Origin of the sequence: Vibrio toranzoniae, assembly GCF_024347655.1 — a bacterium.
Lineage (GTDB): Bacteria > Pseudomonadota > Gammaproteobacteria > Enterobacterales > Vibrionaceae > Vibrio > Vibrio toranzoniae.
The window spans coordinates 78522-102034 of sequence record NZ_AP025515.1; the positions used below are offsets into that span (position 1 = coordinate 78522).

A 23513-nucleotide genomic window follows, 5' to 3' on the forward strand; every position below is an offset into this window, starting at 1 on the left:
AATAATGGAATTGAACATGATGAAACAGACAAAAATCAAAGCACTTGCACTAGCGGGTGTGATGGCATTCGGCCTAGTGGTAACGACAACAGCACAAGCGCACCCGCGTTGGATCCTGCCGTCTCACTTTACTGTGTCTAAAGAAGGTGGTGACTGGTTAACATTTGATGTTACTGCATCTCACGGTACGTTTGTTTTTGATAAGCCTGCTGGTAGCGAAAATGCTCATGTCATCATGCCTGATGGCCGCAGCGAGCGTCCTAACTTTGTGATTCGCGGCAAGCGTCGTTCAATCTTCGACTTCTATTTTGAAGAAGAAGGCACACATAAAGTAGCGATCAACAACCAGCCGTCTTACTACACGCAATACAAGGCCGGTCGCCGTGACACGGTGAAATGGATTAAAGCAAACAAAGCAGAGCGTGATTCTGTTCTGCCTGAAAAATCACGTGACGTTGTAACTCAAGTCGGTTTCACTCGCGCAGAAAGCTACATCACGGTAGGTAAGCCATCAGACTCAGTATTCAAAATTGAAGGTAAGCTTCTTGAAATGAAGCCAGTGACTCACCCTTCAGACATCGTTGAAGGCGAACCAGTAACATTCCAGTTCTTCTACAACGGTGAAATCCAGAAAGACGTGAAAGCAGAGATTACTCGTGAAGGTACGCTTTATCGCAACCACCAAGAGCAGATTGATGTCGTGAGCGATGAGAACGGTGAAATCACGTTTACTCCAGACGTAGCGGGTCGTTACGTAATGAAAGCGAACTATAAAGGTGAGTTGATTAACAACCCACTGGCTGACAAAGCAAGTGCGAATGTTCACCTAACGTTTGAAGCTCTGCTTCAATAACCTGTGATATCGGGTTTAGACCCCATGATTAAGAACCAAAAAACTTAAGGGCTCATTTGAGCCCTTTATCGCTCAGTTTACTACTGAGAACTTGCACCGTGGCTAAGGTACGAACCATGACAATAAAAACAAAACTAAAATCGCTCATCACTCCATGCTTGGCTCTGGGACTTGGTTCCGCTGCATTACCTGCGCAAGCACACTTTCCACTGATGAGCTGCTGGTTTGAAGGCAAAACTGTTGCCTGTGAAGCGGGTTATTCGGATGGCAGCAAAGCGATTGATTACGCGGTTGAGATGTACGATTACGAAGACAATTTGATTGCCAAAGAGATGACAGATAAGCGTTCTATTGTTGAATTCCCAAATCCTGACACTGAGTTCTACCTTGTATTCGATTCAGGCCATGAGTTTCCTGTTGAAGTAGACGTTGTCGAGATCAGCGAAAAATGATGATTCAAGGTGTACGTGCTGACACGGGTGGCAGAGAGGGTAAGTGGGTAGGGCTGATCATTGTGTTCATCTTGAGCTTTTCCACGGTCGCTATCCCATTTCATCAAGCAGAATCTCACGTGAAAGCGGTACTTGATCATCAAATTTTGGTGACCGATGTTGAGCAAGAAAATTTGGCAATGTTGTCAGAGCTGCGTTTAGCTCATGAAGAAATCCGTGACCTACGTATGGACTCAGGCGGTGAATGGCCGAGTGTTGCATCACTTAAAGATGAATGGGTTGCCCCGTTTGTAGAAGATCAGAGTTGGAAGCGCAAAGGTTCTCATGCTTGGGTACTGGACGAGCGTGGTTATTACTTTTCTAGTCCAAGTGAACAAGCTACGCCAACCGATCATGGTTCTGCGGATTCCTTTATTTTAAATGCGAACAGCGTTTCTCCTGAGATCTGGATCTTCTTGGGTGGTGTAGCGAAACAGCCAGCTACTTTTGACCAACACACGCTTGACTCTACGGGTTGGAAAATGGTCGTGAACGAATCAGAAATTGAACAGCATCATGAAAGCGATGCTCACAAATAATAAGAGATTTACTATGCGAATTATGACTCTGTTCATGTCGTTATTGGCGGTGTTAATGACACCCAATGCATTGGCAAAAGAATACAAGATCGATAGCGATAAGCTAACGATTGGCATAACCCTCCAACCTTACTACAGCTATGTAAAAGCGGTGGTGGGTGACAAAGTGAACATTCTTCCTTTGGTTGACGCAGGTTTCAACCCACACAATTATTTACCACAACCCAATGATTTAAAGCGATTGAGCCAGATGGATGCAATCGTAGTAAACGGTATTGGTCATGACGACTTTGCGCTTAAAGTGATTTCAGCCGCGCAACGTGATGATTTAGTCGTGATTGAGGCAAACAAGGAAGTGCCTTTGCTTCCTGCTCTTGGCCAGTCCGTTGGTCAAGGTGCCGTTAACCCGCATACCTTTGTTGGGCTTTCGACAACGATCCAAAAGGTTTACACCATCGCCAGTGAAGTCTCTAAACTCGACCCAGACAACGCTACGTTTTATCGCAAGAACGCACGTAAGTACGCCAAGCAATTTCGCTTTATGAAGCGTGATGCGATGTTGTCATTAGGTGAGTTAGATACATCAGGTATGAAAGTAGCGACTACGCACAATGCTTATGGCTACATTCTTCAAGAATTTGGTGTTGATGTGGCGGCAGTGATAGAACCTGCACACGGTGTTGAACCAAGTGCGAGCCAGCTACAAGAAACGATCGAAAAGATCCGCGCATCGGGCATTGATGTTCTGTTCTACGAGCTCAACATGCCAAACCGTTTTGTTGACACCATTGAAGCGGAAACTGGCGTTCAGCTTTACCGTTTCTCTCACATGACGCACGGCGAATATGAAGACGATAAAGTCGAAGTTGAGATGAAGAAGAACCTAGAAACGTTAATCGAAGCCATGAAATTTGCGGCAGCGAACCAAGATAAAAGCGGGAACGCATAATGCTGGGTCCATCGATTTCAATTAATCAACTCGGTCTACAATACGACAACAATGTGATTCTTGATGATATCTCGCTCGAACTTAAAGCGGGTCAGTGTCACGTGATCATGGGGCCAAACGGCGGTGGCAAAACCTCTTTGCTGCGTTCTGTTCTTGGTCTTACGCCTTTCTCTGGACAAATCAATATTCATTGGCCAGAAAAGCCAAGTATTGGTTATGTTCCTCAAAAGGCGACCTTCGAATCGAGCTTACCTCTGACGGTCATGGATTTTGTGTTACTCAATCAAACTCGAATCCCACTGTTTTGGCGTCGAAAATCCAAGCAATTGGATCTTGCATTAGCGCAGCTAGACCGTGTGGGTATGGCGACTCGTAGTGACCGTCGTATGGGGCAGTTATCGGGCGGTGAACAACAACGTGTGTTGTTTGCACAAGCCTTATTGGATAACCCAAGCTTACTGGTGTTGGACGAACCGACTACTGGTATGGACGAGCAGGGCGTTCGTTATCTTGAATCTCTCATTCGTGAATGCGTTGATGAAGGCCGCACGATTCTTGCGGTTCACCACGATGTCACCGCAGTGCGTCGCCTTGAAGCGAACGTACATGTTATTAATCGATTCTTGGTTGATAGCGGTCCACACGAACAAGTATTGCATCAAAGCAAAATTGAAAGCTTATTCCAGCATTACAGCAGTGGTACAGCCATCGTTAACTCGAAGGAGGTGGCGTAATGGATTGGTTACGACAACTTGCCGTAACTGGTGTTGAAGCGGGTTGGTTATCAGACAGCTTCATGTATGCGTTCATGGTGAATGCACTGGTTGCCGCGTTATTACTTGGCCCGTTACTAGGTGGCCTTGGTACTTTGGTGATCGCGAAGCGTCTGGCCTTCTTCTCTGAAGCCGTCGGTCACGCAGCGTTAACCGGTATCGCTATTGGTGTTTTGCTTGGCGAGCCACCAGAAAACCCAATCATTGGTTTGTTTAGCTTCTGTATGATCTTCGCTCTGCTTCTTCATTTTGTAAGAAATAGGACCAACGTTCCATACGATACCTTAGTCGGTGTTTTCCTTGCACTAGCGTTAGCGGTTGGTGCGGCATTGCTGATGTATGTGGCACGTAAGATCAATATTCACATGCTTGAGAACGTACTGTTTGGTTCAATTCTTACCGTAACGGACCAAGACTTGATGATTCTCGCAGGCAGTTGCGCACTCATCATTTTGCTCTTGATACCAACGTTCAACCGTATTTTACTGACTTGTATCAGCCCTGATATAGCCAAGGTACGTGGTTACAACACCAGTTTCTATGATTACTTGTTTGTCATGATGATCACCTTAGTGACGATTGCAGCCGTGAAGATAGTGGGTGCGGTTCTGGTTGGCGCGTTATTACTGATCCCAGGTGCTACGGCTCGACTGCTAACCAAACGCATGGGCAGCTTTGTTTTACTGTCTGCGTTGTTGGCAACTATCGCATGTTTGGTCGGAACAGTATTGCCTATGGAGCTAAAACTGCCAGTGCCATCCGGCGCGTCAATCATCATCGTTTCCGCAACATTTTTCCTAGCGGCAACGCTATACCGAATTGTAAGAAAGGCATAATCATGACTTCTTTAATGAATCGTATTTCAAGTTCACTAAAAGCAACGGCTCAAGTGAGTGCAGTCAGCAGCATATTGTTAGGTACCCCAATCGTGTCTTTCAACGTAAATGCAGAGGATATCCTCACCAGTGCGCCCGTGACCTACGCGTTAGCAACAGAGCTAACCAAAGGCACTGACATTACGACCGAGTACCTACCACCAAAACGCTACGGTATTGATCGTCTGCCGAATTGGTTTGGTACCAAGGGCGTAAGCAAAGTACTTAAATCAGGTGAAAAGGCGACCGTTGCGTTAACGTTGTCATCCATCTGGCAAGCTGATCCTACCTTTGTATACGCAAGACAAGGTAACATCCGTTTGGTTGAGGTGGATGCGGCTCAAGCGATTACACCGCGAGCACAAGGTGTTGCAGCGATTACATTGTCGAATGGTGATGTGTCTAAATACGCGTGGTTAAACCCAACTAACTTAACGCGTATGGCGGCAATTGTAGCTGACGACTTTAAGTTATTGTGGCCAGCACAATCTGAGACGATTGATAGCAACCTACAACGCGTGATGCTTGATGTTCGTGAACTGATTAACAAGCAACAAGCGGTGTTATTGGATAACGACGTAGATTCAGTGTTGTTGCTTTCAGAAAGCTTGGAAGATTTTGCGTCTGGCAGCCAACTGTTTGTTGAAGAGCGCATGTTCAAAGCTGAGCTTGAGTGGACTGAGCAAGACAAAGCCAAGCTTAAAGAGATGTTTTCTGAAGACGATGCGCTTTGGTTAGTCACCGCGAAAAAGCCTACGACTTTGATTAAGTCACTGGTGCCTAATGAGCGAATTCTTGTTGTTGACTCGGTAGACCGTTGGGGAAGAGCAGGGATTAACGCAAAAGCGCCATTTGCCCGTTGGGAAGTACAGCCTTTCAAAAGTTAATCAGTGAAATTAAAAGCGGTAGGATCAAAAAAGCAGCCCAAATAAAGGCTGCTTTTTTGTACTTGTCCATTGGCTCCGTTCAGAGTGTTAGACAAGAGAACTGCGAGTTTACAATTTACTCTACAGCTTTTTCTCTTCAGTTTCGATACCGGCTTCTTCAGCTTCAACAGTTGCTTCGACTGCCCCCTCAACTTGTTCTTGAGCGGCTTTCTCTTGTTCTTCCGCTTCCATTTTTGCGCGGTCAGCTTTAGAAATGTAGCGAGGTTTGTTGCTACCATGCAGTTTTGAATTCGCCTGTTTCTGCTTCTTTTTTAGAATTTGATTAATTTTTTTCTTACGGTTCATTGCTGCATAGCCTTGTATTTAGTTTAGGCGGTGGAGGATAATCATTTTAGTTCTAGAACTCAATATTTACATGGTACTCAGCAAGGAAAATATCACTATGCAGGCAGTCGAGACCGAACGTTTACGATTAAGAATGATTACCTATCAAGATGCGGCGTTTATTCAACGATTATACAGCTCAGAAGATTTCCTGCGTTACATTGGTGATAAGGAAATCAGCGATACTGAAAAGGCTGTGGAGTACATCGAAAACAACATTCTTAAGATGCATGAAGAGAGAGGCGTCTGTTTGTTGATGGTTGAAATCAAGGATTCTTCAACGCCAATTGGTATCTGCGGATTAATCAAAAGGGATACCTTAGAGTCGCATGATATTGGTTATGGTCTCGTCCCTGAGTTTTATGGTCAAGGCTTTGCCCAAGAAGCAGCGGAGGCGATAATTGAACAAGCTAAGCAGAATGCTGATATCGATCATTTAGTTGCCATCACTACCTCTGATAATATTCGAAGCATCGCACTACTGACTAAGTTAGGCTTTGTGTTCGAGCGAGTTGAAGATGTGATAAGCGAAAGCGTTAATCTCAACCTGTACGGTTTCTCATTAGGTAATTAAAACATGTTCCAACACAACAATATTCTACAAGGCGAGCTCGCAACGGAGTACAAAACTGTTATTGCGATGGTGCACATCTACTGCAAAGATCACCACGATGAAGTTCGCCAGAATAATGCGTTATGTGAAGAGTGTGAGCAATTGTTACGTTACGCCGAAACACGGCTCGATCGATGTCCTTATGGCGAAGCAAAGCCGACCTGTAACAAGTGTCCGATTCATTGCTATAAACCGGATCCGAAAGAGCAAATGCGTTTAGTGATGCGCTATGCTGGGCCAAGAATGCTACTTAAGCATCCTATTTTAGCGATTCGACATCTGATTCATGAGAAACGGAAGGTGCCAGAGAAGCCACTGCCAAAGGTGTCTAATCGCCATATTAGAATGAACAAGAAGTAAATTGCGATCTAAAAACGGTTGTACCAAAAATGAAAAAGGTCTGAGAAATCAGACCTTTTTGTGTTTATAGTCGGTGCCTAAACCTAGAATCTTGAACGTAAGAGATTACGCCGCTTGTGGTTCTTCGTAGGTCACTGTCAGGTTGTTGATCCAGCGTCGACTCAGGTAACGGTGTGAACAGATAGTGAGCTTCACTAATTCTTCCACGAGCATCAGACCATAGATGTATTTGAAATCCCATCCCGCGACAAACGCGCCGTAAACACACACTGGAATACCAACCATCCACATCGCAATGAAATCCATACGCAGACAAAATGCATTGTCTCCACCAGCACGAATAATGCCGTTGATGATCACCATATTTAACATACGGATCACTACCGCAAAGCACATGATCATCATCGCTGGCGAAGCGAGTGGGTATAGTTTCTCGTCCGTTAAGTTCAGCCAATTCAATACGTGTTCTTTTCCTAGGAAGAGAATAAGGCCGACAACTGCGCCAAACCCAACCACGGCCTTAATAAATGTCAGCCCCATGCTCATTGCCTCATCAAATTCATCACGACCCAGTGAGTGACCAAGTAGCACTGAACATGCCACCGAAATACCAAAGAAAATCGAGTAACATAGCGACTCAAAAGGCGCCAGCATTGAGAAGACTGCCAGTTCTGTTGTGCCCATATGACCAAAGATCATTTGATACGCCATCGTCCCCATTGCCCACAATACCGCATTCATCGTTAGCGGCAGGGCAATACGACGATAAGACAACCCAAGTGATGGACGATGTGGTGAGCTAGGCGTGGTTAATAACCAATGGTTGCGCATACGCATGTAGCCATACATCAGGCCCACTTGAATCAAGCGCGCTAGGGTGGTTGCTAGTGCCGCACCCGCAACTCCCATCGCTGGAATACCAAAGGCCCCTTTGATGAGTACGAAGTTAAGCGCAATGTTGAGGGCAATCGTCACCGCACCAAGCAATAGTGGGGTGACGGTGTCACCTGATGAGCGCATGCTCGCTTCTACCACGACCACAATGTGAGTAAGCAGCAAAACAGGGAAGCCGTACCAAAGATAAGTAGCACCAAGCTCAATGACGGTTTGATCGCTGGTTTGCAACATCATTAAAAACTGGGAACCAAGAGTGATGATTGCAGTGACAGGCAGCAGAACTTTTAAGCCAAACACCATTGCAATGGATGACACGGTGCGCGCACTTTTACGGTCATTCTTTCCCCAGTATTGAGCGACTAATGTGCCGTTTGCTGAGGCCAACCCTGCCATAATCATAATCGCAACGAAGTGCCATTTTGATGCAATTCCCACAGCGGCGGCTGCTTCCATACCAAAATCACTGACCATTAAGACGTCAGCAAGGGCAAGAATAGCCACCAGTGCACTTTGCAAAGCAACGGGCAAACCAAGTTTCACGATACGAGGCAAGATGCTCTCTGGCTTGTTATTCATAGATGGGTTAGGGTTGATGTTAGTTGTCATAAGCTCTCCGATTTATGGCAGAACTATAGTGACTTGAGTGAAGTAACAACATGTTTAAAAAACAACAAAACCTGTGCGAATCCGTCATTGATGTTATGAAACCTAAAACAACGTGGCAAGATGAAGTTTTTCTCGCAGAGCGTTGCAAAGAACGTTTTTTGACCGTTGAAGATATCCCAGAGATGAAAAGCTGCGGTGTTTATATGGGTGGCATGGCGAAGCTGTATGACGCGTATTGGGTTGAGCGTGAATCTGTGAATGTTCATACGTTGATTTTTACTCAAGAAGGAGGAGGAATCCTCACCACTTCAACCTCGGTACAAGCCATCACGCCATACACGCTTGTGGTTCTGCCTGCGGGAACGTCATTTCGCTTCGAGCTTGATCCTCAATACAATTATTGGAAAATGGCGTGGATGCTGACGCCCGATACATTGCAATGGCAACATATTGCGGGCTTGGGTCAGAGTATTGTGCCTTTCGGAGAGTGCGAACAGGTTTGGTCGCTGATGAACTTGATTCACTTTGAAATTGGTGGCCGGGCAAGTTATAGAAAACTCCTCATGAGCGAGATCATTCGAACCCTAACGGGGTTTGAGCCTAAATCGACCAACACCACGGCACGTGTTCAAGCGTTATACAACGAAATCGAAAGTAGTCTGCATTTAACGTGGACAGTGGCAGGTATGGCGGAGCGGGTGTTTATTAGTGAAGAACAGCTAAACCGAGTGACTAAATTGCTGTTTAACGTTTCCCCTCGTAGCAAGTTGATCCAGCTTAGAATGGACAAAGCGACCAGTTTGTTGAAACATCAAGATTGGTCGGTGTCGATGATTGCCAATCGATTAGGCTACAAAGATCCTTATAATTTCTCACATCGTTTCAAAAAGCATTTTGGGCTGTCACCAAGTCAATACCGAAAGAGTCACCGAGTCACAAGTTAAGCGACTGCTCTTTTGTTTAAAGGGTTAGGAAGGTTGTGATGTTGATGTTTTTCAATTTTGGCGTCGAATTTTATGTATTTGTGGGCTTTCTTATCGAGGTTGATTTCCTAAAATTGAAAAGGGGGCTTCTCCTTGAGACTAAATAGTCTGAATGAAGAGCCCCCAAACATCATCAATTGTCACAATGCAGCGACTTGTTTGATTATAATTCAATTATACAGACGCGATTTAATTACTCGCCTGCGATTTGAAGAGGAGAGCGTTTGAGGCTCGCCATAAGCATGTAAATAGTTGTCGCAAGCAGAGACGCAAATAGGTAAGTAAATAGACCTGCTTGTGAATTCATGAAGCTGTCTGCCACTAGTGGGCCTGCAACCGAACCGATGCTGTAACAAAGCAGCATGATTTGAGTCACTGAAACCAGATAGCTTGGGTCTAAGTTACGGCAACCTAAGTTAATTGCTATAGGGTAAAGGGCAAATGTCGCCATCCCCAACACAAACAAGCTCATGCCTAACATTTGAAGCTCGTGATTCATAGTCAATGCAGCAATGCTCGCGACACCGAGTAAGCTGAACAAAGCCATCAACAGAACTTGACCTACATAACGTGATAACCAAGTCACCATAGGCTGAACAGCCATACCCCCCATAATAACCAAAGCCATTAAGCCTCCAATGTCAGATTGAGAAATGTTGCGCTGAGCTAGCTCAACAGGCATCAAGCCATAAATCGCGCCTAGCGTTAGGCCCGATACCATACAACCAATTAGAGCGCTGTGGCTCAACTTGCTGACTTGCTTAAAAGACAAAGACTGCGCATCGTGGATCGGTGGTGGTGTCGCTTGTCCGTATATTAATACAATGATTGCCCCAAACAACAGGGTGAAAATTGCGATGAAAGGGACACCGCCTGTAATACCTAGGTAACCAATGCCAAGCTGACCAATAGCAGAGCCACCATAGAGTGAACACATATAGATAGCTAAGCGTTTTGCTCGTTGTGACTCTTCACCGCTCATTAACCAAGATTCAACGATCACGAAAATGCCTGCCACAGATACACCTGCGACAAAGCGAGCAAGTAACCATACTGCCTGGTGTGGAAGCATTGGTAACACAATGATTGTAGCGATGAAAATGCTCAGTGCCATCACAAATGCGTCTTTGTGACCAACACGAGCAATTGCACGTTCAATCAATAACGTACCAGCCAGTAGACCCGCATAGAATGCACTCGCCAGCCAACTCGATAAACTACTGTCTAAGCCATACTCAGAAAGCATTAATGGTAGTGAGCTCATTAAGTAACCTGAAGCGATCGCGTAAAAAGACAGCGCAATAACCGGAACGGTGATGCGAGTTGGTGGTTGAACGTTTTCCAATGCAGGAGCCTCTATCTAAAGTGAAAGAAATTAAGAATTTCCCGCGACTATGTAGTAGAAAGTGAATTGGGTAAAACGAATAAAAATGGTCGTTAAGATAAAAGAGATCTATCGTATATACACCAAAATACAATGAAGATATTTTATGATCTGGTATCAATTTATAAGGTTAGAAAAGCCGTTAATTATTTTCTCATTGGCTTTTAATTTGGAAGAGAAGAGACCGTTGACTTGAACTTAGTTACAAAACAAATTCAATGAACCGTATATAGACACGCGTGTATCCGTGAGAAGTCGAAGAAGTGTTGATGTGCCACCTCGATGTGGAACTGGTCGCGGCTGTCGGAAGACCCTAGCTTTACGGTTTGATTGTTAGAAGAACAGGTTAGAGAAAACAGTCAGATTTACAATAGGTTAAGGAGTATTATCCATTAAGGCTCCTTAACCTATTTTGTTTGCTGATTACTGAAAGAATCGGAGTAAACTTACTTAGTGAGAGCTTGATTAAGCCATTGATCAAATTGACCTTTTGGTAATGCACCGTTGATCGTATCGACACGTTTACCGTCTTTAAAGACCATTACCGTCGGAATACTTCTGATTTGATACATTGCGGCAAGCTGTTGCTGAGCTTCAGTATCAATCTTAACGAATCGAACATCTCCAGAACGTTCTTTTGCAACGTCGCTGAACACTGGCGCAAAACCCACACATGGGTTACACCATGTCGCCCAGAAATCGACAACTACAGGCTGTGAACTGTTCAAGATAGATTGGAAATTAAGTGAAGTGCCTTCGATAGGCGCACCGTCTAGCAGTGCTGTTTTGCATTTACCACAAGTTGGGCTTTCTGAAATTCGTTCTGAAGGAACTCGGTTTACGCCACCGCAAGAAGGGCAACGTGTGTTGAATGTAGACATAACTTTCTCTTTTTATTGTAACTCTGTGGCTAACTCGATTTACGAATTGCGTACGGAGCGCTTATACTGTTTAAAACTAGGATACGATACTTAAATAAAAACAAACAATAAATAGGTAAATGATGACAAAATTTTACGCTGAGATTACAGGTTGGGGAAAGTGTCTGCCACCAGCTGTGTTGTCCAATGATGATTTAAGCACTTTTATTGATACGTCTGACGAGTGGATTCGTACTCGAACTGGTATCGAAAACCGTCGTATCAGTCATGTAAATACCTCTGAGCTAGCGACCGTTGCAGCCAAGCATGCAATGGCATGTGCTGGCCTGACAGCTGAAGATATCGATATTGTGATCATTGCAACGTGCAGTCCAGATTCTCTTATCCCAAATACGGCGTCTAAGGTTCAACAGAACTTAGGTATTAAGAGTGCAGCGGCTTTCGACCTTAACGCAGCGTGTACTGGCTTCATCTACGGCGTTGAAACGGCAACTCGACTGATTCAAGCGGGCAATTACCGCAATGCAATCGTTGTGGGTGCAGAGCGCTTGTCATTCTTCATCGACTGGACCAAGCGTGATACTGCGGTTCTTTTCGGTGACGGCGCTGGCGCTGTGGTTCTATCTCGCACTGAAGAGCAAGTTGGCCTACAAGAAGCTCAGATCGGTTGTGACGCCGAAGGCCGCGATATTCTAGCAGTACCAAAGTTCGGTACTTCTATGGATCGCTTCGCGGCTGACAACGGTTACTGGGACTTTGATTTCGTAGGCAAAGAGATCTTCAAACGTGCGGTGAAAGGCATGGGTGCTGCAGCGCACACCGTATTGAGCCGTACTGGCATCTCAACAGATAACATCGATGTTGTGATTCCACACCAGGCTAACATCCGAATCATTCAAACTCTGTGTGATATGGCGGGTATCGATCGCGAAAAAGCGTTTGTGAACATTCAAAACTACGGCAACACGTCGGCTGCGACTGTGCCAATTGCATTGTGTGAATCGTTAGAGCAAGGCTTTGTTAAACCTAACGACAACATTCTTGTTGCGGCATTTGGTGCCGGTTTAACTTGGGGGGCTGGTCATATTAAATGGGGTAGCCGTGTTGAACCGTTAGGCCAATCGGACGCTAAGCTGCCAGAAGCGGATAAGTCGGCTTTAGAGCTTTTAGAAAGAGCCATTTTACACTGTAAAACGCGTCCTAATTCTGAGAACGAGTAGCCGCATGGTGCAAGTTCGTTTAATGACAGAAGCCGACCTCGATGGGGCGGCTTTAGTTCACCAAGCTACTTTTGTTCGACAGCAAAGCTCGAAAGGTTGGTTACAATGTAACTTAAATGCTGCGCCACGCTTTCTTAACTTCGTTGCCGAGAACGAAGGCGAGATTGTCGGCTACATTATTTGGGTTCAGAAGAGTGGGTTTAGACCTGAAGCTGTTTTGGAGCTAGAGCAACTTGCCGTGTTACCGAGCGCGCAGGGGCAAGGGTTGGGTAAAAAGCTGATTCTAGACTCCTTGCCGCAAGTGAAGCAGAAACTAGCAGAGCAAGGCTCGACACTAAAACATGTATTAGTGACCACCAGAGCAGACAACTTTGCACAAAAGCTTTATCAATCGACGTTAGGTGCAGAAGTCGAAACCACGATTTCAAACCTGTACTCTGCGGATGAAGTGCTTATGATAGCTCGCAATGTAGGTGAGCGAATCTGATCGCTGAGTTCTTAGAACTCATTATAATCAGCGGTATAAATCGATTTACGTTTAATTAGGGACTTCTACAGTCCCTTTTGTTATTTCTTAGGAAGTGTTTTGAAGAAAGTTTTAGCAATTGGCTACGTTTGGCCAGAACCGAATTCATCGGCGGCTGGCAGCCATATGATGTCACTTTTACGCCTGTTTAAGAGGCAAGGCTGGTCCGTTGAATTTGCAACGCCAGCTCAAGAAACCGAGCACATGATTGATCTCTCTGAAGAGGGAATCACAAGCCAATCTATTCAGTTAAATTGCGATAGCTTTGACCAATACATCGAAGAGCTGCAGCCAGATATCGTGATGTTTGACCGTTTTATGATGGAAGAGCAGTTCGGTTGGCGCGTTGAGAAGGTATGTCCGAACGCGTTTAAGCTGTTGGATACTGAAGATTTACAGTTCTTACGTAATGCCCGACATGAAGCCGTTAAGAAAGAGACAGAACTGACCAAAGAGCACCTGTACAGTGATTTGGCGAAACGTGAAATTGCCGCGATTCTGCGCTGTGATCTTTCGTTGATCATCTCAAGCTACGAGATGGAATTGCTGCAATCTGAGTTTAATATCGATCCAAAGCTATTACATCATCTGCCGTTCATGGTTGACCTCACTACGCTGCCTGAAAGTACAAAAAGCTTTGAAGAACGTAAGCATTTCATGACGATAGGTAACTTTAGACATGCACCGAACTGGGATGCTGTACTTCAATTACAGAAGATTTGGCCAAAGATTCGTAAGCAGTTGCCTGAATCTGAGCTTCATATTTACGGATCTTACCCGCCGCCGAAAGCAACGGCTTTGCATAACCCTAAAACCGGTTTCCATATCAAAGGTTGGGCGAAAGACGCTCAAGAAGTGATGGAACAGGCGCGTGTTTGTGTTGCGCCATTACGTTTTGGTGCTGGCATTAAAGGTAAGTTGCTTGATGCAATGAAGCTGCAAACTCCAAACGTGACAAGCGAGATCGGCAGTGAAGGCATGCTACCGCAAGGCGAATTGCAATGGCCGGGCGCGGTTGCTGATGATATCGATGAGTTTGTTCAACAAGCTGTCGCTCTCTATAAAGATGAAGAGAAGTGGCTTAAGGCTCAAAGCCAGTGTCACTCAATTCTTGAAGCGTACTATGAACAGAATCAACTGGGCGACACATTGATTGAGCGATTAACTGCGTTAGAGTCTGAACTTGATTCTCATCGACTGGATAACTTCTTTGGCTCGATGCTCAAGCACCACAGCATGGCAAGTACTAAGTACATGTCGCAGTGGATTGCTGAGAAGAACAAGATCAAATAACTGTTAACAAAGACAGAATAAATCTTAAGCCCTTAGGTTAACGTCTAAGGGCTTTTTTATGCGGCAAGCTTTTTACAAACCGAAATATAGCGCCTTTACATTAGCATTGACTAATTTATGTTTATTAGTAAACTCTAATTTATAGGTTGTTATGAGTTTATGATGTTTGTGAATAGGAGAGGTCTGTGCTTAGTTTAATTCCTTTGGATGCGTTTTTCGGTGGCATGCTGTTAGGTGTGTCGGCCATTGTTTTAATGTTGGGCATTGGTCGAGTTGCTGGCATTAGTGGGATTGTTAGCCGACTGTTGCCAGTTGGCCCCAGTAAAAAAGAGAGTGAAGACGCGGATACAGAAAACACTGAAAAGCGTTGGCGTATCGCGTTTGTTGTTGGAATGGTCGTAAGCGGTTGGTTGCTAATTCCTACCGGTTACCAACTCCCTCAACTGGAAGAGATGAACCTCTTGGTGGTCGTTATTGCTGGTCTGTTAGTTGGCTTTGGCACTAAAACGGCGAATGGGTGTACCAGCGGGCATGGCATTGTCGGAATGGCACGTTTGTCTAAACGTTCAATTATCGCAACGTGTGTATTCATGGGTGTAGCAATAGTCACCGTGCTTATCAAGAACCTGATGGGGTTGGGGGCATAATGAAAAATTCTTCATTTACTATCTTTGTTGGCTTACTTGCTGGAATCTTGTTTGGCTCGGGAATGATCATCTCAGGCATGGTTGATCCTGAGAAGGTACTCGGTTTCTTAGACATTACAGGTAACTGGGACATTAGTTTGGCATTCGTCATGGGTGGCGCGCTATTGGTCTTTGCACCGTTTTATCATTTGGTCATTAAAAAGCGTGCTAAAGCGATTAATGGTGAACCGTTAGATAGCCGCAACAATCCATTAATCGACAGAAAGTTGATTTTAGGTTCAACAGCGTTTGGACTAGGTTGGGGGCTTGCAGGCTTTTGTCCAGGGCCTGCGGTGACGAGTCTCAGTGGCGGTAACCCAACAGTGTGGGTGTTTATGATAAGCATGCTGGTGGGAATGTGGTTGGCAGGTCGAACGGATAAAACTTGCTAGTGCTAAATTTATCGCTGATCGAATAGGATTGATATGAGCATTTGAGAGGCTGACTCGCTTTAATAAGAAAGCCCGTCAGCCTTTTTACATCTATATCTACTATTTGATGGTCGTTGATACTGGGCAGTGGTCGCTGAGTTTGTAATCCAGTACATCTTGCGTTTCAAATACCTTTTGCTTCGCTGGTGAGGCACTTAATGAATCGCTCACCACAATATGGTCAATCACAGAACGGAACTGATGCGTGCGATGGTTATTACGGTTTGAGCGAACCTTACAATCTGCACGGGTCTTTCTTGTCGCCAAACGAGCATCGGTACTTTCAGTTAAATCCTTCCACATCCAATCTCTTGAATAGGAGAGGTTATGGTTAAAGTCGCCCAGAATCGCGTACGCTTCACCTTTACGTTCTCTCTGTTGTATCCACTCATTCAGTCGCTGAGCTTGGTCTTTTAGGCGTGAACAATCGCGGTTAGACTTATACGCTCCGCTGCAGCCTGCCTTCAAATGCACAGACAACATGTGAATTGGTTTTGAGTCTGTTTCAACGACCACATAACTGGCAAACCTGAGCTTGCTGTTAGCACTCGACTCCAGAGGAAAGTCGGCGTAGTCGGTCAGTGTGATTCCTTTACGAACCGCAAAGCCAGTGTATTGATTCACTTCTTTGAACTGATGGTTACTATTTTCTGGTAATGCTCGGTCGGACATTAAGATCTTATATTGATTGCCAGCCACGCGCTGAATGGCATTTACGTTATCGACTTCTTGGAAAGCAACCACATCGGCATTTAAAGACTGGAAGTACTGTTCGAGTTTATCGAAATCGGCTTGATCACGTTGGTCAGAAAACTTATTCACAGCCCCGTTGGTTGATAACCATTCGATATTCCAACTGGTGATGGTAAAAGGTTCAGCAAACGCGTGGTTACTGAGTAAGCAACCTAACATTATCCAGTTTTGAAGTCGTTTCATGCCAAATATCCCTAATTTTGTCAGCCAATATAGATGAGCCTTTATCCTACAACACTTACCAAAAATTCAACTCTTTTTAGCAGTTTTTTTATTGTTACATTGTTTCTTTTCGACTTGAGAACTTGCGTAATAATATTGAATTGATCTTAGTCAGCGTTCTCTTTTTATTGATCCAAATCAATACTCAAAGTTGGTGGTTCTCGTTAAATACGCCACAATATCTAGTGTTAGTTAAACGACAAATCGCTCTATATAGTGTGTTTGTGGATAAGTCTGTGAATACCTCAAGAGTAAGGAGAAGTGGTGAAATCAATCGTAATCAAGCGTGATGGCTCAAGAGCTCCATTCAGTAGAGATCGCATCCAAGCTGCAGTGGAAGCAGCATCAGACAAGTCCGATAAGGAAATTGCTATTTATGCACTGAATGTGGCATTAGCAGTTGAGTTGAAGCTCGAAGACTACGATGAAGTTCATATCTCTGAAATTCAAACCATGGTCGAGAACGAGCTAATGCAGGGACCTTATAAGTCTCTGGCTCGTGCTTACATTGAATATCGGCATGACCGCGACATCGCACGTGAAAAGCAAAGCGCTTTAACGCGTGAAATCGAAGGTTTGATCGAAGAAAGCAATGTTGTTCTGATCAATGAGAATGCCAATAAAGATGGCAAAGTTATCCCAACTCAGCGTGACCTGCTGGCGGGTATCGTGGCTAAACACTATGCGAAAACCCATATTTTGCCGCGTGACATCGTACAAGCTCACGAGTGTGGTGATATTCACTACCACGACCTAGACTACGCTCCGTTCTTCCCAATGTTTAACTGTATGCTTATCGACCTGAAAGGCATGTTAACGCATGGCTTCAAGATGGGTAACGCAGAAATCGACACACCTAAGTCGATTTCTACGGCGACAGCGGTTACAGCGCAGATCATCGCGCAAGTGGCGAGCCACATCTACGGCGGCACTACGATTAACCGTATCGATGAGGTTCTAGAACCTTACGTAATGGCGAGCTACGAGAAGCATTTATCACTAGCGAAAGAGTGGGACATTCATAGCCCAGAAGCTTTTGCTATCTCTCGTACTGAAAAAGAGTGTTACGACGCGTTCCAATCTTTGGAATACGAAGTAAACACACTGCACACCGCTAACGGGCAAACCCCGTTTGTGACGTTTGGCTTTGGGCTAGGCGAAAGCTGGGGTTCAAAACTGATTCAGCAATCTATCTTGAAAAACCGCATCGTAGGTTTGGGTAAGAACCGAAAAACAGCCGTGTTCCCTAAACTGGTGTTTGCAATCAAAGATGGTTTGAACCACCAGAAGCAAGATCCAAATTACGATATTAAACAATTAGCTCTGGAATGTGCGTCTAAGCGTATGTATCCAGACATTCTTAACTACGACAAAGTAGTAGAAGTGACAGGGTCATTCAAAACGCCGATGGGTTGCCGTAGCTTCTTGAACACATATGAAGAAAACGGTGAGCTGATTCATGAAGGCCGTAACAACTTAGGTGTAGTTAGCCTGAACTTGCCACGTATCGCGATTAACGCAAAGCAAGATATGACTAAGTTCTACGAACTGCTTGATGAAAAACTGAAACTGGCTCGTCGTGCTCTAGAAACTCGCATCTCTCGTTTAGAAAATGTGAAAGCACGTGTTGCTCCGATCCTATATATGGAAGGTGCATGTGGCGTTCGTTTGAAAGCAGACGACTCTATCGCTGATATCTTCAAGAACGGCCGTGCGTCTGTTTCTCTTGGTTACATTGGTATCCATGAAGCGATGACGGCACTTTACGGCACAGACGTTCACTTGTACGACGACGGCCAAATGCGTGCTAAAGCGCTTGAGCTGGTGGAGTACATGAAACGTGAAGTGGAATCTTGGACTAAAGAGACAGGTTACGCGTTCAGCCTATACGGCACACCAAGTGAAAACCTATGTAGCCGTTTCTGCAGCATCGATACCAAAGAGTTTGGTGTAATTGATGGTGTAACAGACCGTGGTTACTACACCAACAGCTTCCACTTAGATGTGCAGAAGAAAGTGAACCCATACGACAAGATCGATTTCGAGATGCCTTACCCTGAAATCTCTAGTGGCGGTTTCATCTGTTACGGTGAGTTCCCTAACATGCAGAAGAACATCGAAGCACTAGAAAACGTATGGGACTACAGCTACACACGCGTACCATACTACGGTACGAATACACCGATTGATGAGTGCTACGAGTGTGGTTACAACGGCGAGTTCGATTGTACAAGTAAGGGCTTTACGTGTCCTAAGTGTGGCAACCATGACTCAACGAAAGTATCGGTAACACGCCGTGTTTGTGGTTACCTTGGTAGCCCAGATGCACGACCATTTAACTTCGGTAAGCAAGAAGAAGTTAAACGTCGCGTTAAGCATCTTTAGTAAGCTCTATGATCATTAGCTAGCTAGCTTGCTTAACAGAGCTACGCTTCAAGACATAAGATTGGTATCGGCGTTATGTCGATACCAATTCATTTGTTGCACTTCTCGCTACTTTTTAAGTTAACCATTAAGTCATCACGAGTTTTCAATACTGCCTTATGAATTATCATCAATACCACCCAATCGACGTTGTAAATGGCCCAGGAACACGTTGCACCTTGTTTGTGTCGGGTTGTGTACACAAGTGTCGCGGGTGTTATAACCAGTCGACGCAAAGGTTGGATTCTGGGCATTTGTTCACTCAAGAACTACAAGACCACATCATTGCTGATCTCAATGATCCGCGAATTAAACGTCGTGGTTTATCGCTTTCTGGTGGTGATCCGCTCCATCCTGCGAATGTGTCTGAAGTACTTAAACTTGTTCAGCGTGTGAAAGCTGAATGTGAAGGCAAAGATATCTGGATGTGGACGGGTTACGAGCTCGACGAATTGGATGAAAAGCAGAAGCAAGTATTGGAATACGTTGATACTTTGATTGATGGTCGTTTTGAGCAAGATAAAGCGGATCCAATGCTAGATTGGCGTGGTAGTTCAAACCAAATCATCCATCGATTCACTGACATATAATAGTTGTCGTGACTTAGCACACTCGTAAAACGAAAAAGGGCGTCATGGTTAGCGCAATGCAACCAATCGGCCCTTGGGTGTGAGTTCTTGCCGTTTATTCGCTCAAACTGCCATTCAAGCAGCGACCTGATCTGGCTCTTCTATTAAGTTGTTGATCCATTTCTTAGAGTGAATCCGCTGGCTAGTTAAAGCTATCTTCGCTAACTCCTCCAGTAACACAATCATCAACACCCACTCTAAAGACCATCCCAGCACTAAAGCGGTGAAATAGGCGAGGGGAATACCAATTGCCCATTGGCCGAATATGTCGATGAAGATGCTGTAGTTGATGTCACCACCACTTTTTAAAACACCTCCAATCCCAACCATGTTGAATACCCTCAATATCATCCCAGCCGCCATCACCAAGGCGACGTTGACGGCAGTATCTTTGAGTTGCAGGTGCGTTAAATCGATTAATTGAATAATGGCTGGCTTGGCGATAAAACACAGCAACGCCAATAACGTCGCAAGCGCACAACTCACAAGTACATAGCCCCAAGCGGTGTTTTCAACACGTTGATAATTCTTCGCGCCGATCTCGTTACCTAGAATGATCGAGGCGGCAACGGCAAAGCCTAAGAAGGCTGAAATTAAGATACTTTCCACTGGCGACAACAGTGAAATGATTGCCAGTTCACCAACCCCAATCTGCCCTACAATGACGTTGTAAATCAGTATTCCACCAGCCCATGCCGTATCGTGAACTAACATAGGAATAGCAATCTTAAAGTACTTCTTTCTGTTCTTAGGTAAGATTGCGTCACGCCAACTCTCAATTGTAGGGAATAGATGCGCGTAATGTTTTCTCGCCATAACAAGCAATGCAATCGTCTGAAAGAATCGAGATACCGTGGTGCCAATCGCCGCGCCAACCACGCCGAGTTCTGGGAAACCGAACAGTCCAAAGATCAGCAGGGCATTGAGAATCGCATTAACGATGATCGCCCAGATACTGATCTTGGTTGGCAATTTGGCTTCACCGACCGATCGCAATGCGCTTTCTAGCGGTACGACGATCACGGTACCAATAAGGCTGGCTCCTGTTATCCATAGGTAATCCGTTGCCAAGCGGACGTAATCAGGGTCTGAGGCCACCACAGACACGACTGATTCAGGAACCAATGTGTAAATCAAAACAAAAGGGATGATGGCAAAGATAGACAGAGCCCAAGATTGCGACAGGACACGTCGAATGCCATTGAAATCGCCCGCTCCAAAATATTGCGAAGCTAGCACACTGACGGCACCGCTGATTCCGGAAACCATGATTAAGTTAAAGAAGAAGATACGGTTGCCAACGCCAACTGCTGCGGTTGCCGCATCACCAAGCTCATTGACCATGAAAATATCGACCACGCCGAGCAATGAAAACAACATGGTTTGCAGTGAGACAGGTAAACCGATGTGTAATAGCTTTTGCCAAAATTCTTTGTCTAAATGACGATATGTCGAGAGCATCGCATTTCCCCTCTAGTGAATATGCGAGAAGTTTATCGGCATTTGTTTTAGCTGTATTGTTCAGGTTCATCACAAACGTTTGCCAAACTATCCACTTTGGTGCTTCGGCAACATGAACGAGCTAGCGACGGTATGAGCGAGAAACAAGAACGGTACGAGATCTCTGAAAAGACCCATCAAGAGTTTGTCGATCAAAGCCATGTATTGGCATTCGAAGAGCTCGGTATTGTTCAATGTGGGACAGCATCGTGCCGTGATTTCTTTTCTGTTTATCGAAAGAACCAACAAAAACATATGCTGCTGTACACCGTGAGAGGCAAAGGGTGGCTCGAAAGCGAAGGATGTCGATACATTCTAGAGCCGGGGTCGTGCATTACTGTGCCCGTAGGCGTTGAGAACGGTTTTGGTATTGAAGAAGAAACATGGCAGATAGCGTGGATCTTTCTCTCGCCTGATAAGCAATGGGAGAATGTCGTCAGTGACGAGGTGAGTTATACGCTCTCTCCAGCCGCAGAAGTTGTTTCGTCTTGCATTCATACCTTGTTGAGAAGTATTGCCTTGCCCATTGATCTCGGTGGAGCGATTGCCATTCACAGCGTAGCCCAAATAGAATTCATGATTAATGCGCCAGTCCCGCAGCAACAGTCTCGAAATTTGATTCGCTTGAGACGAGTGTTCGACAGCGTCCAAAAGCAGCTTCATAAAGAGTGGAATGTGCATGAGCTAGCCAACCTATTTCCGTGTTCAGAGCCGCACTTCCACCGCTTGTGCCAACGTTATTACTCTCATAGCCCGATGACTCATATTATGCGTATGAGGATGGAATACGCTGCAAGACTGCTCAGGTCGAGTGATTGGTCGATTCAACACATTGGCGAGATAGTAGGGTACCCAAATGCCGCTAACTTTAGCACTCGGTTTAAGGCATGGTCAGGAATGACACCAAGGCAATTCAAACAGAGTGCTCAATCTTAATAGGGCATATGGCAACATAAGACGTGTCGATACATAGAAATAAAGCGCTTTGAATTGTGCAATGGGTCATTAGGTGATTGAAATTTGCACTATTTATCCGTTTGAAACGACCAATCTCTGATTACTTATGGTAACTAAGCGCTTCTATTAAAAAATGTTTCTGATTTTAGTACGAAAATGTTAACGTGAAATCCATTACTTGAATTTCAAAGGGTTGTGACTTTCATGTTTTCACATCTACCAAAACCAACTTTAGATCCAATTCTATCTCTTTCTGTTGCTTACCGCGGCGATACTCGTACTGATAAAGTCGATTTAGGCATTGGCGTTTACAAAAACGACCAAGGCGAAACTCCGATCATGAAAGCCGTGTCTAAGGCTCAAGATATCGTTGTTGAGACTCAGAAAACCAAAGCTTACGTTGGCCTAGCAGGCTGTGAAGAGTTTAACCAGAGCATGGTTGATCTGCTGCTTAAAGGGACTTCTGCAATGGATCGCGTAGCAGCGATTCAAACACCGGGTGCAAGTGGTGCACTTCGTATGTTGGGCGACTTAATGAAAGTTTCTCAACCAGACACCACAGTTTGGATTTCAAACCCAAGCTACGTTAACCACAAACCGGTGATGGAAGCGGCAGGCTTAAAAGTTCGCTACTACAATTACTTCAGTCCTGAAACGAAGCAAGTAGACACTGCAAAAATGTTGGAAGACCTTGCAAAAGCAGGTCCATCAGACGTGGTATTACTGCACGGTTGTTGTCATAACCCAACGGGGGCTGATATCAACTTTGAAGCATGGCAAGAAATCACTAAGTTATCGCAAAAGAATGGCTTCTTACCGTTCGTTGACATTGCCTACCAAGGCTTTGGAGACGGCTTAGAAGAAGATGCGAAAGGTCTTCAACACATGGCTAACAACGTTGAAGAAATGCTGATCACAACATCTTGCTCGAAAAACTTCGGTTTATACCGTGAAAGAACGGGTGCGGCGATCGTTATCGGTAAGAACAACGAACACGTTGGCAACGCAAGAGGTAAGCTTCTTACGCTGGCTCGCTCAACTTACACTATGCCACCCGATCACGGTGCGGCTCTAGTGAAAACAATTCTTCAGAATCAAGAGCTAACGAAGGTTTGGAAGCAAGAGTTGAGTGAAATGCAGCAGCGTTTGTTAAATTTGCGCCAAAGTTTATGTGATGAATTGCGAAATACTTATAACACGTCACAATTTGATTTCATTGAAAGCCATAAAGGTATGTTTACTGTACTAGGCTTTAAAGAAACTCAAATGAATCAGTTACGTGAAGAGTATGGCATCTATGGTGTTGGTGATGGACGCATCAATATTGCAGGTCTTTCTGAATCGCATATTCCTTACGTAGCAAAAGCGATAGCCAACGTATCAAAATAGAAGGTGAC

General features: G+C 44.9%; 25 protein-coding genes. 19 read left to right on the top strand and 6 right to left on the bottom strand.

What is annotated here, in order from left to right; all coding sequences use genetic code 11:
• Positions 1 to 16: 16 nt before the first annotated feature.
• The 7 genes from OCU50_RS14865 to OCU50_RS14895 all read left to right on the top strand — a co-directional run bounded on the left by OCU50_RS14865 (position 17) and on the right by OCU50_RS14895 (position 5367).
• Positions 17 to 853: a DUF4198 domain-containing protein gene (locus OCU50_RS14865; RefSeq protein ID WP_060466714.1), complete on the top strand. Its 837-nt coding sequence runs from the start codon at positions 17 to 19 to the stop codon at positions 851 to 853.
• 116 nt (positions 854 to 969) lie between these two features.
• Positions 970 to 1305 carry a hypothetical protein gene (locus OCU50_RS14870; RefSeq protein WP_017058239.1) on the top strand — a complete coding sequence of 112 codons (336 nt, stop codon included), beginning with the start codon at positions 970 to 972 and terminating at the stop codon, positions 1303 to 1305.
• Entirely contained in the window at positions 1302 to 1883 is a 582-nt protein-coding gene (locus OCU50_RS14875) for a DUF6162 family protein (RefSeq protein ID WP_060466715.1), read from the top strand. The genes OCU50_RS14870 and OCU50_RS14875 overlap by 4 nt, the downstream gene beginning before the upstream one ends.
• 13 nt (positions 1884 to 1896) lie before the next feature.
• Entirely contained in the window at positions 1897 to 2832 is a 936-nt protein-coding gene (locus tag OCU50_RS14880) for a metal ABC transporter solute-binding protein, Zn/Mn family (RefSeq protein ID WP_060466716.1), read from the top strand.
• Positions 2832 to 3566: a metal ABC transporter ATP-binding protein gene (locus OCU50_RS14885; protein ID WP_046223550.1), complete on the top strand. Its 735-nt coding sequence runs from the start codon at positions 2832 to 2834 to the stop codon at positions 3564 to 3566. Before OCU50_RS14880 ends, OCU50_RS14885 begins: the two co-directional genes overlap by 1 nt.
• Positions 3566 to 4441 carry a metal ABC transporter permease gene (locus OCU50_RS14890; RefSeq protein WP_017058243.1) on the top strand — a complete coding sequence of 292 codons (876 nt, stop codon included), beginning with the start codon at positions 3566 to 3568 and terminating at the stop codon, positions 4439 to 4441. Before OCU50_RS14885 ends, OCU50_RS14890 begins: the two co-directional genes overlap by 1 nt.
• A gap of 2 nt (positions 4442 to 4443) precedes the next feature.
• On the top strand, positions 4444 to 5367 hold the full coding sequence (locus tag OCU50_RS14895) for an ABC transporter substrate-binding protein (protein ID WP_060466717.1): 924 nt from the start codon (positions 4444 to 4446) through the stop codon (positions 5365 to 5367).
• Positions 5368 to 5487: 120 nt separating this feature from the next.
• On the opposite strand, the gene OCU50_RS14900 is transcribed toward OCU50_RS14895, so the two are convergent.
• On the bottom strand, positions 5488 to 5712 hold the full coding sequence (locus OCU50_RS14900) for a DUF2986 domain-containing protein (RefSeq protein ID WP_060466718.1): 225 nt from the start codon (positions 5710 to 5712) through the stop codon (positions 5488 to 5490).
• Between the two features lie 97 nt (positions 5713 to 5809).
• On the opposite strand from OCU50_RS14900, the gene OCU50_RS14905 reads away from it, so the two are divergent.
• Complete coding sequence (locus OCU50_RS14905) at positions 5810 to 6325, top strand: GNAT family N-acetyltransferase (protein WP_060466719.1); 516 nt, start codon at positions 5810 to 5812, stop codon at positions 6323 to 6325.
• 3 nt (positions 6326 to 6328) lie between these two features.
• Positions 6329 to 6724, top strand: a complete 396-nt coding sequence (locus OCU50_RS14910) for a nitrous oxide-stimulated promoter family protein (RefSeq protein ID WP_060466720.1) — start codon at positions 6329 to 6331, stop codon at positions 6722 to 6724.
• Between the two features lie 105 nt (positions 6725 to 6829).
• Here the strand turns inward: OCU50_RS14910 and OCU50_RS14915 are convergent, their stop codons facing one another.
• Positions 6830 to 8227 (bottom strand): MATE family efflux transporter, encoded by a 1398-nt coding sequence (locus OCU50_RS14915; RefSeq protein WP_060466721.1) that lies wholly within the window; start codon positions 8225 to 8227, stop codon positions 6830 to 6832.
• A 50-nt stretch (positions 8228 to 8277) separates the two neighbouring features.
• Between OCU50_RS14915 and OCU50_RS14920 the strand changes: the two genes are divergently transcribed.
• Complete coding sequence (locus tag OCU50_RS14920; protein WP_060466722.1) at positions 8278 to 9171, top strand: helix-turn-helix domain-containing protein; 894 nt, start codon at positions 8278 to 8280, stop codon at positions 9169 to 9171.
• 232 nt (positions 9172 to 9403) lie between these two features.
• On the opposite strand, the gene OCU50_RS14925 is transcribed toward OCU50_RS14920, so the two are convergent.
• Positions 9404 to 10555 (bottom strand): MFS transporter, encoded by a 1152-nt coding sequence (locus tag OCU50_RS14925; RefSeq protein ID WP_060466723.1) that lies wholly within the window; start codon positions 10553 to 10555, stop codon positions 9404 to 9406.
• Positions 10556 to 11040: 485 nt separating this feature from the next.
• Positions 11041 to 11475, bottom strand: a complete 435-nt coding sequence (gene trxC / locus OCU50_RS14930; protein WP_060466724.1) for a thioredoxin TrxC — start codon at positions 11473 to 11475, stop codon at positions 11041 to 11043.
• Between the two features lie 122 nt (positions 11476 to 11597).
• Here trxC and OCU50_RS14935 point away from each other — a divergent pair, with 122 nt between their 5' ends.
• The 5 genes from OCU50_RS14935 to OCU50_RS14955 all read left to right on the top strand — a co-directional run bounded on the left by OCU50_RS14935 (position 11598) and on the right by OCU50_RS14955 (position 15592).
• On the top strand, positions 11598 to 12695 hold the full coding sequence (locus OCU50_RS14935; RefSeq protein WP_060466725.1) for a ketoacyl-ACP synthase III: 1098 nt from the start codon (positions 11598 to 11600) through the stop codon (positions 12693 to 12695).
• 22 nt (positions 12696 to 12717) lie between these two features.
• A complete protein-coding gene (locus OCU50_RS14940) occupies positions 12718 to 13182 on the top strand; it encodes a GNAT family N-acetyltransferase (RefSeq protein WP_060466856.1) in 465 nt (154 codons plus the stop codon).
• 99 nt (positions 13183 to 13281) lie between these two features.
• A complete protein-coding gene (locus OCU50_RS14945) occupies positions 13282 to 14514 on the top strand; it encodes a glycosyltransferase (RefSeq protein ID WP_060466726.1) in 1233 nt (410 codons plus the stop codon).
• Between the two features lie 185 nt (positions 14515 to 14699).
• Complete coding sequence (locus tag OCU50_RS14950) at positions 14700 to 15161, top strand: YeeE/YedE family protein (protein WP_082710303.1); 462 nt, start codon at positions 14700 to 14702, stop codon at positions 15159 to 15161.
• Entirely contained in the window at positions 15161 to 15592 is a 432-nt protein-coding gene (locus tag OCU50_RS14955; RefSeq protein WP_060466727.1) for a YeeE/YedE family protein, read from the top strand. Before OCU50_RS14950 ends, OCU50_RS14955 begins: the two co-directional genes overlap by 1 nt.
• 99 nt (positions 15593 to 15691) lie before the next feature.
• Here OCU50_RS14955 and OCU50_RS14960 read toward each other — a convergent pair whose 3' ends face one another.
• Positions 15692 to 16567: an endonuclease/exonuclease/phosphatase family protein gene (locus OCU50_RS14960; RefSeq protein WP_060466728.1), complete on the bottom strand. Its 876-nt coding sequence runs from the start codon at positions 16565 to 16567 to the stop codon at positions 15692 to 15694.
• Positions 16568 to 16870: 303 nt separating this feature from the next.
• Here OCU50_RS14960 and nrdD point away from each other — a divergent pair, with 303 nt between their 5' ends.
• Positions 16871 to 18991: an anaerobic ribonucleoside-triphosphate reductase gene (gene nrdD, locus OCU50_RS14965; protein ID WP_060466729.1), complete on the top strand. Its 2121-nt coding sequence runs from the start codon at positions 16871 to 16873 to the stop codon at positions 18989 to 18991.
• Between the two features lie 158 nt (positions 18992 to 19149).
• Positions 19150 to 19620: an anaerobic ribonucleoside-triphosphate reductase-activating protein gene (gene nrdG / locus OCU50_RS14970; RefSeq protein ID WP_060466730.1), complete on the top strand. Its 471-nt coding sequence runs from the start codon at positions 19150 to 19152 to the stop codon at positions 19618 to 19620.
• Between the two features lie 114 nt (positions 19621 to 19734).
• Here the strand turns inward: nrdG and OCU50_RS14975 are convergent, their stop codons facing one another.
• Positions 19735 to 21120 carry an MATE family efflux transporter gene (locus OCU50_RS14975; protein ID WP_060466731.1) on the bottom strand — a complete coding sequence of 462 codons (1386 nt, stop codon included), beginning with the start codon at positions 21118 to 21120 and terminating at the stop codon, positions 19735 to 19737.
• Positions 21121 to 21252: 132 nt separating this feature from the next.
• On the opposite strand from OCU50_RS14975, the gene OCU50_RS14980 reads away from it, so the two are divergent.
• Both OCU50_RS14980 and OCU50_RS14985 read left to right on the top strand, forming a co-directional pair.
• Positions 21253 to 22095 (top strand): AraC family transcriptional regulator, encoded by an 843-nt coding sequence (locus OCU50_RS14980; protein ID WP_060466732.1) that lies wholly within the window; start codon positions 21253 to 21255, stop codon positions 22093 to 22095.
• 225 nt (positions 22096 to 22320) lie between these two features.
• Positions 22321 to 23505 (top strand): amino acid aminotransferase, encoded by a 1185-nt coding sequence (locus OCU50_RS14985; protein WP_060466733.1) that lies wholly within the window; start codon positions 22321 to 22323, stop codon positions 23503 to 23505.
• The last annotated feature ends 8 nt before the right edge of the window (positions 23506 to 23513 follow it).